The 16744-nt window shown below is 71.4% G+C and carries 12 protein-coding genes; 10 read left to right on the forward strand and 2 right to left on the reverse strand.

The window, feature by feature from the left end; genetic code table 11:
- Positions 1-59 precede the first annotated feature (59 nt).
- Positions 60-620, forward strand: a complete 561-nt coding sequence (locus tag ACFYXB_RS17305; RefSeq protein ID WP_389582843.1) for a hypothetical protein — start codon at positions 60-62, stop codon at positions 618-620.
- A gap of 20 nt (positions 621-640) precedes the next feature.
- Here the strand turns inward: ACFYXB_RS17305 and ACFYXB_RS17310 are convergent, their stop codons facing one another.
- A complete protein-coding gene (locus tag ACFYXB_RS17310) occupies positions 641-1678 on the reverse strand; it encodes an O-antigen ligase family protein (RefSeq protein WP_389583177.1) in 1038 nt (345 codons plus the stop codon).
- A 228-nt stretch (positions 1679-1906) separates the two neighbouring features.
- Here ACFYXB_RS17310 and lnt point away from each other — a divergent pair, with 228 nt between their 5' ends.
- The 4 genes from lnt (at position 1907) to ACFYXB_RS17330 (ending at position 6964) form a co-directional block, all read left to right on the forward strand.
- Positions 1907-3517 (forward strand): apolipoprotein N-acyltransferase, encoded by a 1611-nt coding sequence (gene lnt, locus ACFYXB_RS17315; RefSeq protein WP_389582846.1) that lies wholly within the window; start codon positions 1907-1909, stop codon positions 3515-3517.
- Positions 3518-3585: 68 nt separating this feature from the next.
- Positions 3586-4065: an NUDIX domain-containing protein gene (locus ACFYXB_RS17320; protein WP_351358773.1), complete on the forward strand. Its 480-nt coding sequence runs from the start codon at positions 3586-3588 to the stop codon at positions 4063-4065.
- A gap of 54 nt (positions 4066-4119) precedes the next feature.
- On the forward strand, positions 4120-4920 hold the full coding sequence (locus tag ACFYXB_RS17325) for a 3-hydroxybutyrate dehydrogenase (RefSeq protein ID WP_389582850.1): 801 nt from the start codon (positions 4120-4122) through the stop codon (positions 4918-4920).
- Positions 4921-4996: 76 nt separating this feature from the next.
- On the forward strand, positions 4997-6964 hold the full coding sequence (locus ACFYXB_RS17330; RefSeq protein ID WP_389582852.1) for a helix-turn-helix domain-containing protein: 1968 nt from the start codon (positions 4997-4999) through the stop codon (positions 6962-6964).
- Positions 6965-7019: 55 nt separating this feature from the next.
- On the opposite strand, the gene ACFYXB_RS17335 is transcribed toward ACFYXB_RS17330, so the two are convergent.
- Positions 7020-8414, reverse strand: a complete 1395-nt coding sequence (locus ACFYXB_RS17335) for an MFS transporter (protein WP_389582854.1) — start codon at positions 8412-8414, stop codon at positions 7020-7022.
- A gap of 1331 nt (positions 8415-9745) precedes the next feature.
- On the opposite strand from ACFYXB_RS17335, the gene ACFYXB_RS17340 reads away from it, so the two are divergent.
- From ACFYXB_RS17340 to ACFYXB_RS17360, 5 genes are all read left to right on the forward strand, one after another.
- Entirely contained in the window at positions 9746-11224 is a 1479-nt protein-coding gene (locus ACFYXB_RS17340) for a sugar transferase (protein ID WP_389582857.1), read from the forward strand.
- A gap of 73 nt (positions 11225-11297) precedes the next feature.
- Positions 11298-12614 carry a nucleotide sugar dehydrogenase gene (locus ACFYXB_RS17345; RefSeq protein WP_389582860.1) on the forward strand — a complete coding sequence of 439 codons (1317 nt, stop codon included), beginning with the start codon at positions 11298-11300 and terminating at the stop codon, positions 12612-12614.
- Positions 12604-13869: a glycosyltransferase family 4 protein gene (locus ACFYXB_RS17350; RefSeq protein WP_389582863.1), complete on the forward strand. Its 1266-nt coding sequence runs from the start codon at positions 12604-12606 to the stop codon at positions 13867-13869. Before ACFYXB_RS17345 ends, ACFYXB_RS17350 begins: the two co-directional genes overlap by 11 nt.
- On the forward strand, positions 13866-15233 hold the full coding sequence (locus ACFYXB_RS17355; RefSeq protein WP_389582865.1) for a Wzz/FepE/Etk N-terminal domain-containing protein: 1368 nt from the start codon (positions 13866-13868) through the stop codon (positions 15231-15233). The genes ACFYXB_RS17350 and ACFYXB_RS17355 overlap by 4 nt, the downstream gene beginning before the upstream one ends.
- Positions 15230-16744: a Wzz/FepE/Etk N-terminal domain-containing protein gene (locus ACFYXB_RS17360; RefSeq protein ID WP_389582867.1), complete on the forward strand. Its 1515-nt coding sequence runs from the start codon at positions 15230-15232 to the stop codon at positions 16742-16744. Before ACFYXB_RS17355 ends, ACFYXB_RS17360 begins: the two co-directional genes overlap by 4 nt.

Raw genomic sequence — 16744 nt, forward strand, 5'->3', positions numbered from 1 at the left:
ACGCGGTTACCCTCCGCAACGCGGTACCGGCGCAGCGAAACCTGAGTAGTCTCATAAGCATGAGGGACCACCCCCATGACCCCCTTGACAAGAACGAGAACGCCAAGCCCGCCGAGGTGTGGACCGGACGGGCCACCAATCGGGTCCAGTGGCTGCTGGCGCTCGTCGGTGCGGCCTGCATGGCGCTCGGCATCGAGCTCGCCGTGGCCTCCGCCTGGACGTCCGGCATCGTCGCGCTGGTCATGTCCGTCGTCGGCTGTATCGCGGCCGGGCTGCTGGTCCTCTTCGGCACCCTCTCGTTCGTGCACGTGGACCTGAAGCTCGACGAGGAGTGCCTCGAGGTGCGCTGCGGCCACATTGGTGTGCCGCGCCGCCGCATTCCGCTCAGCCAGGTCGTCGGTGCCGAGTTCGCGCCGCAGGTCAATCCGCGCAACTGGGGCGGCTGGGGGTACCGCTGGCGTCCCGAGAAGGGCACCGCGGTCGTCGTGCGCAAGGGCGAGGGCGTCGTACTGCGGCTCTGGGACGGCCATACGTTCACCATCACTGTGGACAACGCCGAGTCGGCGGTACGCGTGATCAAGGACCGGCTGCGCAGCACCGCGACGGGTACCGCACGCTGACCCTCTCCGGGACCGCCTCGTCACTCCGGTTCGGCCCGCCGGTGGTCACTCACGAACGGGCGTGCCGTGGCCAGTCCGGCCAGCAGCCCCGCGCCCACCGACACCGTCGTGAAGCTCAGCGCGTTGCCGACCGCCGCGAGTGCCGCCAGCGCGGTCAGGGCCGCACCCGCGGTGAGCGCGACCGGGGTGGGGCGTGCCGTGCGCCACAGGGCGTACAGGACCCAGCAGAACGCCGTCGCGAGCAGGACCACGCCGACGAGTCCCTGTTCGGCGGCCTGCTGGAGCGGCGCGGAGTGCGGCTTGCCGTCGGGCAGGAGCGTCTGCGGGGCGCCGGCGCTGAGCTCGCCGAACCGGCCGGGGCCGATGCCGAGGACCGGGTCCTGGCGCGCCAGGTGCAGGGCGTCGTGCCACAGCTGGACACGGCGCGGGGTCAGCCGGCCCTCGAAGGAGTCGCTGAGGCCGTCCGGCAGGACGTTCCCGGCGACGGCCCAGGTCACGCCTGTCACCAGGGCTGCCGTCAGCGCCATGCCGAGGATGCCGAGGCCGCGGCGGCGGATGCGGCCGGCGACGAGCGAGCACAGCAGGACCGCGGCGCCCAGCGCGCATCCGGTGGCCGAGCCCACGGCGGCGGCTGTCACCACGATCCCCGCGGCCAGCGTGCGCAGGGCGAGACGCAGCGCGGGCGCGGCGGCGGCCCAGGCGGCGCAGCACGCGGCACCGGTTGCCAGCGTCAGCAGCGCGGCGGTGGCACCCGAATGGCCGAGCGGGGTGGTGAACTGGGGCCCCGGGGCCACCTTCGGCATGGCCACGGCGAGGCCGAGCCCGGCCAGTGCTGCCGCGCCGGACGCCGCGACCGGTAGCAGCGCACCGGAGATCCGGCCCGAGGCATAGCCGGCGGCCAGCGCGAGCACCGCGAGCAGGACGCCCTCGGGGCGGCCGTCGTGCGCCGCCGCGGTGACGAGGGACCACACGGCACAGGCCCCGAGCACGACGACGCCCGCCGCGTCAGAAACGTTTCGTCTGTCGCTGTCCGTATCTGCGCCCAGCGCGGACGCCATCCCCGTCGACCCCACCCCGTCGCCCCTCTGGTCCCCCGACCTGTGGCAGAAGCCGCGTGCGGGTTGTGACCGGCCCCACCGCGCGGACTCCGGGACACGGTAACGGCTGATGACCTTTTTGTGGACGAGTCGCGCAGGAACGGCGTGGCCACCGGGCCGGCGCAGGTGCCGGTACCACCCCGCGGACCGCGCTGTCGGCGGCAAGGTCACCCGCCTTACACTCCCCGAGTGACCGTCACCGCACCTCCCGTGGATCAGCCCGATCAACTCGAGCCCCAGCCCGCGCCCAGCGCGCGCACGGCCTGGCTCCGGCGCCTGGTCCTGGCTGCCGCCTCCGTCCTGTGCGGCGTGCTGCTGTACGTCAGCTTCCCGCCGCGCACCCTGTGGTGGCTGGCCCTGCCCGCCTTCGCCGGGTTCGCCTGGCTGCTGCGCGGGCGTACGTGGAAGGCGGCTCTGGGCCTGGGCTACCTCTTCGGCCTCGGCTTTCTGCTGCCCCTGCTGGTGTGGACCGGTGTCGAGGTCGGCTCCGGGCCCTGGCTCGCGCTGGTCGCGGTGGAGGCGGTCTTCATCGCCCTCGTCGCCGTGGGCGTCGCCGCGCTGTCGAAGCTGCCCGCCTGGCCGGTCTGGGCCGCCGCGGTGTGGACTGCAGGAGAGGCCGTACGCGCGCGCGTGCCCTTCCATGGCTTCCCCTGGGGCAAGATCGCGTTCGGTCAGGCGGACGGCGTCTTCCTGCCGCTCGCCGCGGTCGGCGGCACCCCGGTGCTCGGCTTCGCGGTCGTGCTGTGCGGATTCGGGCTGTACGAGGCCGGACGCCTCGCCGCCGAGGGCCGCCGTACCCGGGCCCTCCGCGGGGGAGTTGCCGCCGCGGCCCTGCTGAGCGTGGCGGTCCCGGTGGCGGGCGCGGTTGCCGCCCGGGGGCTGGTGAGCGACAAGGCCGAGGACGGCACGGCGACGGTCGCCGTCATCCAGGGCAATGTGCCGCGCTCCGGCCTCGAGTTCAACGCGCAGCGGCGCGCCGTGCTCGACTACCACGTGCGCGAGACGCTGAAGCTGGCCGCCGACGTCAAGGCGGGCAAGGTCCCCAAGCCCGATTTCGTGCTGTGGCCGGAGAACTCCTCCGACGTCGATCCCTTCGCCAACGCCGACGCGGCCGTGGTCATCGACGAAGCGGCCAGGGCGATCGGCGTGCCCATCTCGGTCGGCGGCGTCGTCGAGAAGGACGGCAAGCTGCTCAACGAGCAGATCCTGTGGGACCCGGTCAAGGGAGCCACGCAGACGTACGACAAGCGTCAGGTCCAGCCGTTCGGCGAGTACCTCCCGCTGCGCCCGCTCCTCGGGGCGATCAACAAGGACTGGACCAGCATGGTGCGCCAGGACTTCAGCAGGGGTACCCAGCCGGGCGTCTTCGACATCGACGGCGCCAAGGTCGGCCTCGCCACCTGCTATGAGGCCGCCTTCGACTGGGCCGTGCGGGACACCGTCACCCACGGCGCCCAGATGATCTCGGTGCCGAGCAACAACGCGACCTTCGACCGCAGCGAGATGACCTACCAGCAGCTCGCCATGTCCCGCATCCGCGCCGTCGAGCACAGCCGGACCGTGACCGTGCCGGTGACCAGCGGTGTCAGCGCGGTGATCATGCCGGACGGGAAGATCACGCAGAAGACCGGCATGTTCGTGCCCGCCTACCTCGTCCAGAAGATCCCGCTGCGCTCCTCCGAGACCCCCGCCACCGAGCTGGGGATCCTGCCCGAGATGGCCCTCGTGCTGGTCGCCGCGGGCGGCCTCGGCTGGGCGATCGGGGCGGGCCTGCGCGGCCGGCGCAACGCCGACGCGTGACCGAGCACGCCACCTGCGCCCCGGGCGCTCCAGTGGTGTGATCCGACCGGCCCGTTAGGGTCGAGCACATGGCTACTCCTGACTTCATCCGCACCGTCCGGGCCTCGGCGGGCCACCAGTTGCTGTGGCTTCCCGGCGTCAGCGCCGTCGTCTTCGACGACCGGGGCAGAGTGTTGCTGGGACAGCGCGCGGACAACCACAAGTGGGCGCTGCTCTCCGGCATCCCCGACCCTGGAGAGCAGCCCGCCGCCTGCGCCGAGCGGGAGGTGTACGAGGAGTCCGCCGTACGGTGTGTCGCCGAGCGGGTCGTCATGGTGAGGGCCGGGAAGCAGATCACCTACGGCAACGGCGACATCTGCCAGTTCATGGACATCACCTTCCGCTGCCGGGCCGTCGGTGGCGAGGCACGCGTCAACGACGACGAATCCCTCCAGGTCGGCTGGTTCGAGGTCGACGCCCTGCCCAAGATGGACGAGCACCAGCTGGTCCGGCTCAAGCAGGCCCTGTCCGATGAACCCACATGGTTTGAACCCACGAGTCTTGGATGAAGTATGGGGTGCGAGCACATGTGGCCTGGTGGGGGCGCTGCTTAGGGTCGGACCATGACCTCGCCCAGCGCCCTGCCCGGCTCCCACGCCCCCTCGCTCGACCTCGGCGGCCGCACCGCCCTCGTCACCGGCGCCGCCGGCGGCATCGGCCGTGCCTGCGCGCTGCGCCTCGCCGCCGCCGGGGCCAAGGTGAGAGCCGTGGACCGGGACGCCGCGGGCCTGGACGAGCTCGCCGAGCGGGCCCGGAACCTGGCCGGCACGGTCGAACCGCACGTCCTCAACCTCACCGACCTGGACGCCGCCGAACTCGCCGCCGCGGGCACCGACGTCCTGGTCAACAACGCCGGACTGCAACTGGTGCGCCCCATCGAGGAGTTCCCGCCGGACGTCTTCCACACGGTGCTCACCGTCATGCTGGAGGCCCCGTTCCGGCTCATCCGGGGCGCCCTCCCGCACATGTACGGGCAGGGATGGGGCCGCATCGTCAATGTGTCCTCCGTCCATGGTCTGCGCGCCTCCGCCTATAAGTCGGCCTATGTGGCCGCCAAACATGGTCTGGAGGGGCTGTCCAAGACCGCCGCGCTGGAGGGCGCGCCCCATGGGGTCACCTCGAACTGTGTGAGTCCCGCCTATGTGCGCACCCCACTGGTCGAGAAGCAGATCGCCGACCAGGCACGGGCGCACGGCATCCCCGAGGAACGCGTGCCGGCCGAGGTCCTCCTCAAGGACAGCGCCGTCAAACGGCTCATCGAACCCGAGGAGGTCGCCGAGGCCATGGCGTACCTGTGCGGCCCGCAGGCCTCCTTCGTCACCGGCACCTCACTGGTGCTCGACGGCGGGTGGACGGCCCACTGAGCGGGCCTGACCCGATGGGCCCCGGAGTTTTCCACAGGCCTGACCGGACGGACCGGCGATGCGTAATCCTGTGAGCATGTCCCGCGATCACCTGCAGTCCGACGGACGCACCGCCACCGACGCCGCGGTGCCGGTCGGCCCTGCCCGCACGCCGGACGACGGCGTCGAGGCGCCGTTCCTCGCGCTGCTGGCCCGCGGCGCCCCGGCCGAGGCGTACGAACAACCGGTGCTGCTCGCCCGCGCGGAGGGCCGCCCGGCCGCCCGGATCGCCGCACTGGAGCAGGCCATGCAGGTCGCGCTGCGCGTGCGCGCGGAGCTGGAGGGACGACGCAGGCGTGAGGCGGAGCTCTCCGCGCTCTTCGAGACCGCGCACGACCTGGCCGGCCTCAGGGACCTGGACGCCGTCCTGCAGGCGATCGTGCAGCGCGCCCGCTCCCTGCTCGGCACGGACGTCGCCTACCTCAGCCTCAACGACCCGGCCCGGGGCGACACGTACATGCGCGTGACCGAGGGCTCGGTCGCGGCCCGCTTCCAGCAGCTGCGGCTCGGCATGGGGGAGGGGCTCGGCGGACTCGTCGCCCAGACGGCCCGGCCGTACGTCACCGACGACTACTTCAAGGACGCCCGCTTCCAGCACACGCTCACCATCGACTCCGGCGTACGCGACGAGGGCCTCGTCGCCATCCTCGGCGTGCCGCTGATGCTGGGTCCGCACGTGATCGGCGTGCTGTTCGCGGCGGACCGGCGGGCGCGCGTCTTCGAGCGGGAGCAGATCGCCCTGCTCGGCTCCTTCGCCGCGCTCGCCGCGGCCGCGATCGACACCGCGAACCTGCTCACCGAGACCCGCTCGGCCCTGGCCGGCCTGGAGCGCGCCAACGAGATCATCCGCGACCGCAGCGGGGTCATCGAGCGCGCCTCGGACGTCCACGACCGGCTCGCCGAACTCGTCCTGCGCGGCGGCGGAGTCCACGACGTGGCCGCGGCGGTCTCCGAAGTCCTGGACGGCACGGTCGAGTTCGCGGAGGCGGACACCGCGCCGCCCCAGGCGCTGGAGGCATCCCGGGCCGAGGGCCACGCGGTGCTGCACGGGGAGGACTGGATCGCCGCGGTCGCCGCGGGCGGCGAACTCCTCGGGGCGCTGGTGCTGCGCGGCCACCCGGGCCTCGACCCCGTCGACCAGCGCACCCTGGAGCGGGCCGCGATGGTCACCTCGCTGCTCCTGCTCGCCCGCCGCTCCGCCGCCGAGGCCGAGCAGCGCGTGCGCGGCGAGCTGCTCGACGACCTGCTGGACGCCCGCGACCGCGACCCGCGCCTGCTACGCGAACGCGCCTCACGGCTGCACGCCGACCTCGACGCCACCCACACCGTGTTGGCGGCCCGCCTCGACGGCCCCGCAGCTGACGCCGAACAGGAGGCCGCCGCCCGCCGTCGGCTGTGGGCCGCCGCGTCCCACGTCGCCGCCACCCGGCAGGGCCTGGCCGCGGCCCGGGACGGCGGCACGGTACTGCTGCTGCCCGTCGCCCCCGGTGACACCGCCACAGACGTGGCCCGCCGCACCGCACGCCAACTCGGCACGGCCGTGCACGAACAGGTCACGGTGGGGGCCTCCGCTCCCGTCTCCGGTCTGCTCGCGCACCCCGACACCCTGGCCGCCGCCTACGCCGAGGGCCGCCGCTGCCTCGACGCGCTACGACTCCTGGGCCGCGGCGGGGACGGAGCCGCGGCCGAGGACTTCGGCTTCCTCGGGCTGCTGCTGGCCGGCGAGCGGGACGTCGCCGGGTTCGTCGACCGCACCATCGGCCCGGTCGTGGCGTACGACGAGCGGCGCGGTACGGACCTGCTGCGCACCCTCGACGCGTACTTCGCCTGCGGTATGAGCCCGGCCCGCACCAAGGACGAGCTCCATGTCCATGTGAACACGGTCGCCCAGCGGCTGGAGCGCGTCGCCCGCCTCCTCGGTGACGACTGGCAGGGGCCGGCCCGCGCCCTGGAGATCCAACTCGCTCTGCGCCTGCACAAGTTGGCAGCGCCGATACGGCACTGACCTCCGTACGGACGAATCCGTACGGAGGTCGGTTCGGGGTGCGGCGGTCAAGCGGTCAAGCGGTCCGGGCGTCCGCCGCCTGTGCCGTGGCCTTCTTCTCCGCACCGGCGACGCCGTCCGCCGTGACGTCGGCGAGGTCCCGGTGGCGGGTCTCCTTGGCCACTCCCACGGCGATCAGGGTCACCACGACCGCGGCGATCACGTACAGGGCGATCGGGGTCGAGCTGTCGTAGTCGGCGAGCAACGCGGTGGCGATGAGGGGTGCGGGGGCACCGGCCGCGACGGACGCGAACTGGGCGCCGATGGAAGCGCCGGAGTAGCGCATCCGGGTCGCGAACATCTCCGAGAAGAAGGCCGCCTGGGGCGCGTACATCGCGCCGTGCAGCACCAGGCCCACGGTCACGGCCAGCACCAGGTTGCCGAAGGAGGCGGTGTCGACGAGCGAGAAGAACGGGAACATCCACAGGCCGATTCCGGCCGCGCCGAACAGATAGACCGGGCGACGTCCGATGCGGTCCGAGAGCGCGCCCCAGGCCGGGATCACGGCGAAGTGCACGGCGGAGCCGATGAGCACGGCGTTCAGCGCCGTCTGCTTGGAGACGCCGGCCGCCTCGGTGGCGTAGACAAGGATGAATGCGGTGATCACGTAGTAGCTGATGTTCTCCGCCATGCGCGCGCCCATCGCCACGAGCACATCGCGCCAGTGGTTGCGCAGCACGGAGACGAGCGGCAGCTTCTCGGCGTCGTCCGCGCTGGCCGCCTTGCGTGCCTCGGCGCGCTCCAACGCCTCCTGGAAGACCGGCGATTCATCGACAGACAGACGAATCCACAAACCGACGACGACCAGGACGCCGGAGAGCAGGAACGGGATCCGCCAGCCCCAGCTGCCGAACGCGGCATCGGACAGCACGGCGGTGAGGAACGACAGCACGCCGGTCGCCAGGAGCTGTCCCGCAGGCGCCCCGGTCTGCGGCCACGAGGCCCAGAACCCGCGCCGGCGCGCGTCCCCGTGCTCGGACACCAGCAGGACGGCCCCGCCCCACTCGCCACCCAGGGCGAATCCCTGGACGAGGCGCAGGGCGGTCAGCAGCACGGGCGCCGCAGCTCCGACGGTCGCGTGCGTGGGCAGCAGACCGATCGCGAAGGTCGCCCCGCCCATCAGCAGCAGGCTCAGCACCAGCAGCTTCTTGCGGCCGATCCGGTCCCCGTAGTGCCCGAACACCAGCGCGCCCAGCGGCCGGGCCGCGAAACCGACGGCATACGTCAGGAACGACAGCAGCGTGCCGACGAGCGGATCGGAGTCCGGGAAGAACAGCTTGTTGAAGACGAGCGCGGCGGCCGAACCGTACAGAAAGAAGTCGTACCACTCGATGGTGGTGCCGATGAGGCTGGCGGCGACGATGCGCCTGAGGTTGTTCGGCGTCGGTGGAGCGGTTGCTGCGGAGGCCATGTGCGCCACTTCCTCGTGTGCGGTGGGGACGGGTATGTGTCGGAACACCGTAGGAATCTGCAGGTCAGGCGCACATGTGGTGGGACAACATAGTTCGGGGCCGGAGTGTAAGCGTGGCCTCCACGTCTACCCCGTGAAACCCGAACCAGGGGTTTCACGGGCGGCGGAACAGGCGGTGACAAGGATGCGCGTTCCGGGGTGATTTGACGGCACGGTGCTGGCCCCCGTGCTGGTTCGGTGCTGACTAAGAGCCCACGTCATCACCCGTCTTCACCTCTCCCGTGCGGACTTGGTGCTGACTACGCAGCGTCGAACTGCTGCCTGTGCGGCTGATCGGGCGAAGCTCTGAGGGTGACCGCCTTTGCGCTCCAGATCCCGTAGCCCACCACACCGGTTCGCCGATCAGTCCGCAGCGGCTTCCCTGTGCTGTTGGGGCTGGTGGGACCTCCGTGACGTAGGTTCGTCCCAGCAGTTTCTTCGTCTGCTTGTGGTACACGGCCTCACTCGCTCCCGACCTGCGGAAATGGGCAGAATCGCCCACTGTGAAACCGAGTTGGTCCGCGTCTGGTCCGGATCTTGGTGTGCGGTGCCAAGGGGGACGCGGCACCCATGTGCCGTCGATCGCCCACACCCGCATCCACCGCCCCGTGCTCACCGACAAGATCCGCCGGACAGGCCCTGGGCGCGGCCTAGTTGGCAGTGCCAGGAGGCCTCGGGGTTGCCGGTGCCGGCAGCCCGGAGAATTCCCGTCATCACAGGTCACAAGGCACGTCCGTCATCAAGGCACCCGCGGACGGTCACCGATCCCTGGATCCGGCTTCAAATCTTGAGCACAAATTACACACATCCCTCTCTTCAGGCGGGCCCCGATGGTCTAGATTGACCGTGCTTCACATGCGGGGACACGAGGCGACAAATCATGATCTATTGGCCAGACGCTGCGGACAGCCAGCAGCTGCGTCTCCGCCGCCAGACGTGGGGGTGATCAATTCTTGGAGCCCGAGAGGGGGCCTTGGGTGCGGGGAGCACCCGAGGTTTCGACGGGTTCCCGCGCACCTCGAGAGTCTGGCAGGACATGCAAGTCTGCTGCCGCCAGGGTGGGTTGTTCAAGTAGCGCTGAAATAGCCGGGATGTCATGCGCGGGGGCGAGGGCCTCCCGGGGGGAGGAACAGCGCGGCGCGGGGGGCGGGGGCCTCCCGGGGGGATGAACAGCGCGGCGCGGGGGGGCGGGGGCCTCCCGACGGGAGGAACTGTGCGGGGGGCGGGGGCCTCCCGGGGGGAGGAACAGTGTTGGGCGACCACGTCGTACCACTGGGGACCGGGGGGGTTCTGTGCGGCAAGGGGGACTAGTCGGCCCGTTTCCGTCGGCGCGCGAGCGTCTGGCGAACGGGGCAATCAGCCAGCCGGCGAACGACTGGGAGCAGCGGTACCGCCGTACCGTGATCATCAGCGATACCGTGGCCACCGCCTTGGTGGTGGCGGCGATCGGCAACTTCTTCGGGGCCCGGGACGCGGCCAACTGGCACGAGAAGTGGGGAATTCTCGCATTCGGCACCGAGCTGCTGGTGCTGGGAGCGCTTGCGGTGAGCCGGTCGTGGGCTCCGGCCGTGCTCGGCCAGGGCGCCGAGGAATTCCGCCGGCTCGGACGTTCACTGTTCGCGGCGACCGTCGTACTGGCGCTCGGCGGGATCGCCCTCACCTCGCGCAACATCAAGCTCTGGATCTTCGTCGCGATCCCCGCGATCGCGCTCACCACCATGACCCAGCGGTATCTGCTCCGCCTCTCGCTGCACAAACGGCGGAAGGAAGGACGCTGCCTGATACCGGTGCTCGCTGCCGGGAGCCCGGCCACCGTGCGCGACCTGATCACCCGCACCCGCAAGTTCCCGCACCTCGGCTGGCGGGTGGATGCGGTGTGCACGACGGACGGTCTCGGGCTCGACGGTGACCAACTGGACGGAGTGCCGGTCGTCGGCCGACTGGCGGACGTCGCGAGCCACGTCCGCCGCGACGGCTACCGTGTCGTCGCGGTCACACCGGACCCGCACTGGTCACCGAACCGGCTGCAGCGGCTGGCCTGGAACCTCGAAGGCAGCGATGCCGAGATGATCGTGGCCCCCGTGCTGATGGAGGTGGCCGGCCCGCGGCTGCATGTCGATGCGGTGCTCGGGATCCCGCTGCTGCGGGTCAGCATGCCGACCTTCACCGGGGGTCGCCGGGCGGTCAAAGATGTCGTCGATCGGATGGGCGCGGCGATCCTGCTGATGCTGTTCGCGCCGCTGATGGTGTTCGTCGGGCTGCTCGTGCTGGTGGACAGCCGGGGTGGGGCGTTCTACCGCCAGCGCAGGGTCGGCAAGGACGGCCGCGAGTTCACCATTCTCAAGTTCCGCACCATGGTCGCCGGGGCTGACAGGGCACGTGCCGAGCTGGCCGACCTCAACGAGGGTGCCGGCCTGCTGTTCAAGCTCCGCCGGGATCCGCGGGTGACCCGGGTGGGAGCAGTGCTGCGCCGGTACTCGATCGACGAGCTTCCACAGCTGTTCAACGTGCTCACCGGATCGATGTCGCTCGTCGGTCCGCGGCCTCCGTTACCGGAGGAGTCCGCTGCGTACGGCCCGGACATCCGGCGGCGGCTGCTCGTCAAGCCCGGGCTCACCGGCCTGTGGCAGATCAGCGGGCGCAGCGACCTGCCGTGGGAGGAGGCCGTCCGCCTTGACCTGCGGTACGTGGAGGACTGGTCGCTCGCCCTCGATGCAGTGATCTTGTGGAAGACGCTGCGTGCGGTGCTCTACGGGCAGGGGGCCTACTGATGCGCGGGGGGCGCCGTCCGGTCGGCGCACGGACCGCAGGCCAAAAGGGCCTGCCTGGGGGGAGGAACGGGTCATGAGAGTCAGCGTTTTCGGGCTTGGCTACGTGGGCTGCGTGTCGGCCGCGTGCCTGGCGAGCCTTGGCCACGAGGTCATCGGGGTGGACGTGAACCAGGCGAAGGTCGACCTGGTCAACGACGGCAAGGCCCCGGTGGTCGAGGAGCGGATCGGCGAGCTCATCGCCGAGGTCGTGCGGGCCGGAGCACTACGCGCCACCGGCGATGTCCGCGAGGCGATCATGGACAGTGAGGTGTCGCTGGTCTGCGTGGGCACACCGTCGGAGCCCAACGGCAGCCTGTGCACCACGTACTTGGAGCGGGTCACCGAGCAGATCGGCGCCGCGCTGGCCGAACGGGGCGGGCGGCACACCGTCGTGTTCCGCAGCACCATGCTCCCGGGCACCTGCCTGAACCTGCTGGTACCGATCCTGGAGAAGTACGTCGGCGGCACGGCCGGGGTGGACATCGGGGTCGCGGTCAACCCGGAGTTCCTGCGCGAGGGCACGAGCGTGCGGGACTTCTTCGACCCGCCCAAGACCGTCATCGGCGAGCTCGACCCGGCAAGCGGCGACGCGGTAGCGGCGCTGTACGACGGATTGCCCGGCGAGGTGTTCCGGGTGCCGGTCCCGACGGCCGAGGCAATCAAATATGCGGACAACGCGTTCCACGGCCTCAAGATCGGCTTCGCGAACGAGCTGGGCGCGGTGTACCAGGCGCTCGGGGTGGACTCGCACCAGGTGATGGACGTGTTCCTTGCCGACCGCAAGCTGAACATCAGTCCCGCCTATCTGCGGCCCGGCTTCGCCTTCGGTGGCTCCTGCCTGCCCAAGGACCTGCGCAGCCTGGTCCACGCGGCGCAGCGGGCCGACGTCTCGGTGCCCATCCTCGCCCACGTGCTGCCCTCCAACTCCGACCATCTGCAGCGCGCGGTGGAGCTGGTCGAGCGGACCGGCAAGCGCCGGGTGGGCCTGTTCGGGCTGTCCTTCAAACCCGGCACCGACGACCTCCGAGAGAGCCCGCTCGTCGAGCTGGCGGAGAGGCTCTTCGGCAAGGGTTACGACCTGAAGATCTACGACGCCAACGTGAGCCTCTCCCGGCTGATCGGCGCGAACCGCGAGTACATCGAGACCCGGCTGCCGCACCTCGCGCAGCTGCTCGCGGACTCCGTCGACGAGGTGCTCGAGCACGCCGAGGTGTGCCTGGTCGGGACCAGGGATCCGGCCGTCCTTTCGGCGCTGCCCCATGGCGGCGGACCGGTGATCGTCGACCTCATCCGCCTTCCCGACGCCGAGGCGCGCCGGGCCGAACCGGGGTACGTGGGCCTTGCTTGGTGAAGCGACCAGTGGTGACCGGCCGGACCGGCGCGCGCTGATTCTGGTGGAGAACCTGTCGGTGCCGTTCGACCGGCGGGTGTGGCAGGAGTGCACGACGCTGCGCGACGCGGGCTGGGAGGTGCACGTCATCTGTCCCCGGGGGGTGAAGCGGGACAGGGAGCCGGAGACGGTGATCGACGGGGTGCGGATCCACCGCTACCCGTTGCGCGCGGCCACCGGAGGGCCGGCCGGCTACCTGCGGGAGTACGGATCGGCGTTGTGGCATACGGTCCGGCTGGCCCGCAAGGTCGGCCCGGTCGACGTGGTCCACGCCTGCAACCCGCCCGACCTGCTGTTCCTGCCGGCACTGTGGCTGAAGCGGCGCGGCGCGCGGTTCGTCTTCGACCAGCACGACCTGGTACCCGAGCTGTACCTCTCCCGGTTCGACCGCGGCGAGGATCTGCTCTACCGCGCCGTGTGCGCGCTGGAACGGCAGACTTACCGGGCCGCGGACGTCGTGCTCGCCACGAACGAGAGCTACCGGGACGTCGCGCTGCGCCGCGGCGGTCGGCGGCCATCGGACGTTTTCGTGGTGCGCAGCGCGCCCCAGATCGACCGGTTCCAACCGGTCCCGCCCGAGCCGGAGCTGAAGCGCGGCAAGCCTCATCTGCTGTGCTACCTCGGCGTCATGGGCCCTCAGGACGGCGTCGACTACGCCTTGCGGGCCCTTGCGAAGATGCGCGACGAGCTCGGGCGGACCGACTGGCACGCGGTGTTCGTCGGCGCCGGCGACGCCTTCGACGCGATGGTGGAGCTGTCCCGGCGGCTCGGGCTCGGTGAGCAGGTGCAGTTCACCGGGCGCATTCCGGACGCCGACCTGATCCGCTACCTGTCCACTGCGGACGTGTGCCTTTCCCCCGACCCGCGCAATCCGCTCAACGATGTGTCGACCATGAACAAGGTCCTGGAGTACATGGCGATGGGCCGGCCGATCGTCTCGTTCGACCTCCGAGAGGCGCGAGTCTCCGCCGGTGACGCCGCCGTCTACGCGCCCGCCAACGACGAGGCCGAATTCGCCAAGCTCATCGCGCTGCTCCTTGACGATCCGGAGCAGCGGGCCCGGATGGGCAAGATCGGCCAGGAGCGGGTCAGCGGGCAGCTTTCCTGGCGGAACTCGCAAGCGTCGCTGCTCGCCGCCTACGCCGCCGCGTGCCGTGACCACACTCCGGTGTCGGCGGGCAAGGCGGTCCGTACAGGGAAGAGGCAGCACCCTTGAGCGAGGACACGATACGCCTGGTCACGATCGGGCGGATTCTCAGTCGGCGCTGGCGGCTCCTCGCCGTCCTCACCGTGGTGGGCGCGCTCGTCGGCTACGGCACCTCGGTGCTGTTTCCGCCGCGATACACGGCGTCGGCATCGGTACTGCTGCCGGGGCAGTGGGAAGAGCGCGAGCTGCTGACTCAGGTGGACATCGCGACCAGTTCGTCGGTGGTCGACCGCGCGGCCGCCAAGCTCGGCTGGAAGGGCGTCAGCGGCGGCGAACTGCGGGATCGAGTGAGTGCCAAGGCCGCCGACGGGAACCTCATCAAGATCTCGGGAACGGCCGACACCCCGGAGCGCGCGCAGCAGCTCTCCGACCAGGTGGCCCAGCAACTCGTCAGCTTCGCCGCACGGATCGCAGGCGGCAGCACCGACCCCGGCGCGGCTACGGGGACCGAGGCGCTGCGGCAGCAGGTGGTGGAGACCAACCGCCGCATCACCGACCTGGCCAATGCGGCCGATCCGGGGCAGACCGTGGAGAGCGTGCAGGCCCGCACCGCGCTCGAGAAGCTGCGCACCTCGCTGGAGGAGGCCATGACCAAGCTGGACCAGGCCGACCCGGCGACCGTCAAGGCCGGCATGGTCGTCATGGAGCCGGCGGCCCGGCCGACCAGCGAGGCGCCGCCGACGAGGATGCAGCTCATCGTCGCAGGGGCGCTGCTGTTCTTCCTGCTCGCGGTCATCGGCCATCTCGCCGCCGCACGGGTCAATCGCCGACTGCGCACCGAACCGGAGATCGCCGCGGCGCTGGGCTCGGCGCTCCTCGGCACCGTCGACGTGCCTGGTGAACGGCGCGCGCACCGGCCAGAAGGCCGTGGCCCGCGAGCCCGGATCCGCCGACTCCTCGGCGTCGACACCCGGTGGGACATACCGACCCCGCAGAGGTCCGGCGACGAGGCCGGCAGGCGGATCCGCTACCGGCGGGTGTGCGCTCGCCTCCGGGACCAGCTGCCGGCCCCCCGGCGGCTGCTGGTTGTCGTACCGGACGGCGACGAGATCGCCCGCCAGGCCGCCGGGCAGCTCGTCGCCGAGGCCAAGAGCGATCCGCTGCTGCGGGTGGTGGAGGTTTCGGTCGACCGGCCGATCGTGCCGGACCGCGAAACCGAATCCGGTGCCCTGGTCGTGCTCAGCGCGGGCAGCTGGACCGCTGAGGAGCTCGCCGGCATCGCCGAGGCGTGTGCGGACGGCAGGCACGAGGTTGTCGGCATCGTCGTCGCCGGCACGGTCCGGGCCCGTCCGACGCGGTCTGTCGGCCATCCTCCGGACAACGCCGCTGTGGCGCTCGCGGTTCGCGGTCACGTGACGGGAGGTTCAGTGTGACGACGAGCACGACTTCGGAGTCGTCGGCAGCCACTCCGCTCTTCGACCTGCAGGCGCTGGTGGTGGCGGTGCGCAGACGCCGCCGCCTCTGGTGCTCCCTGGCGCTCCTGGGGATGCTGGTCGGCGCGGCGGTGGCGGTCCTGCTGCCGCCCCCGCCGGCCGCGGTGACCAAGGTGCTGGTCGCGCATGAGGACGACCAGCCGAACGACACCGGAACGCTGATGCGCACCGACGTCGCGCTGCTGGGGACCACGCGGATCGCCGACAAGGCCCTGCAGTCCCTCAAGTCCCCGGAAAAGCCTGAGGACTTCATGCGGGACTACCGGGGGACCGGCTTGACCAACAACCTGCTGCAGATCGATGTGACAGGTGACAGCGACGCGGAAGCGGTGGCCCGAGCCAAGGCGTTGGCGGATGCGTTCGTCGCGGACCACGTGAGGCGGATGCAGGAAGCCGCGAAGGCCGAGGCCAAGGCCCTGGGCGACCAGCGTGACCGAATGCGGGACGAACTCGCCCAGGTCAACAAGGCGATCGGGGACAGATCGCCGGAGAGCGACCCGAAGGCGTCGGCGAGCATCGAGTCGCTCTTCGCCCGCCGGGCGGAGCTCGACTCGCGGATCGCCGATTTCGACCAGCGCGCCGAGGAGGCGCGCACCGGCACGCCCAAGGTCATCGCCGGCACGCAGATCGTGGACGCCCCGCGCGCGGTGCAGCACTCAATGCCCAGGGCCGCTGTCACCAATGCCGCGATCGGACTCGTCCTCGGGCTCGTCCTCGGGCTCGCGGTGGCCGCGGTCCGCACGGTGGTGGCGGACCGCCCCGTGCTGCGCCGGGACATCGCGGCGAACCTGGGCGCCTCGGTCATCGCGGAGCTGCCCCGCCGGTCGGGCAGGCTGTGGCAGCGCCGACGGACCCGGGCGACCCGCGAACGGCTGACCGCGACCCTCGCCCGCACCGTGCGCGGCTCCGCGGAACCGGTGTCGCTGCTGGAACTGGGCTGTGCGCGCACCGCGAGCGTGATCGCCCTGGACCTCGCCCGGGCACTGGCGGAGGAGGGGCCAGTGGTCGTCATCGATGGTCTGCCCGGCCTGCAGCTCGCAGGCCGCCGCACGAAGCCAGGAGACCCGACCGTGGTCAGCGGCGAGAGTGCCGCGGCCGTGTCGCATCAGGAGCGCCGAGTCGGTGTCGGCTCGGTGGCGCCCGGCACGGCGTGGACCGGCCTCCAGGACCTCGGTACCCAGACCGTGCTCGTCGTGCGTGCCGGGCACGGCAGCGCCGCATGGCTGCACACCGTGGCGCGGCAGCTCGCGGACCTGCTCATTCCGGTGATCGGTGTGGTGCTGATCGACCCCGATCCGCGGGACCGGACCGACGGCACCCTGTGGGACGGGCTGCACACCGCGCTGCGCGGCCACAACGAGCGGCTGGCCCGGGAGAACGTGACGGGCCGGCCGCGGACGGAGCGGCCGTCATGGGCACGAGTCCCGGACATCGACCAGGAGGCGCGGTAA

The sequence above is a fragment of the Streptomyces sp. NPDC002619 genome, from assembly GCF_042889305.1.
GTDB lineage: Bacteria > Actinomycetota > Actinomycetes > Streptomycetales > Streptomycetaceae > Streptomyces.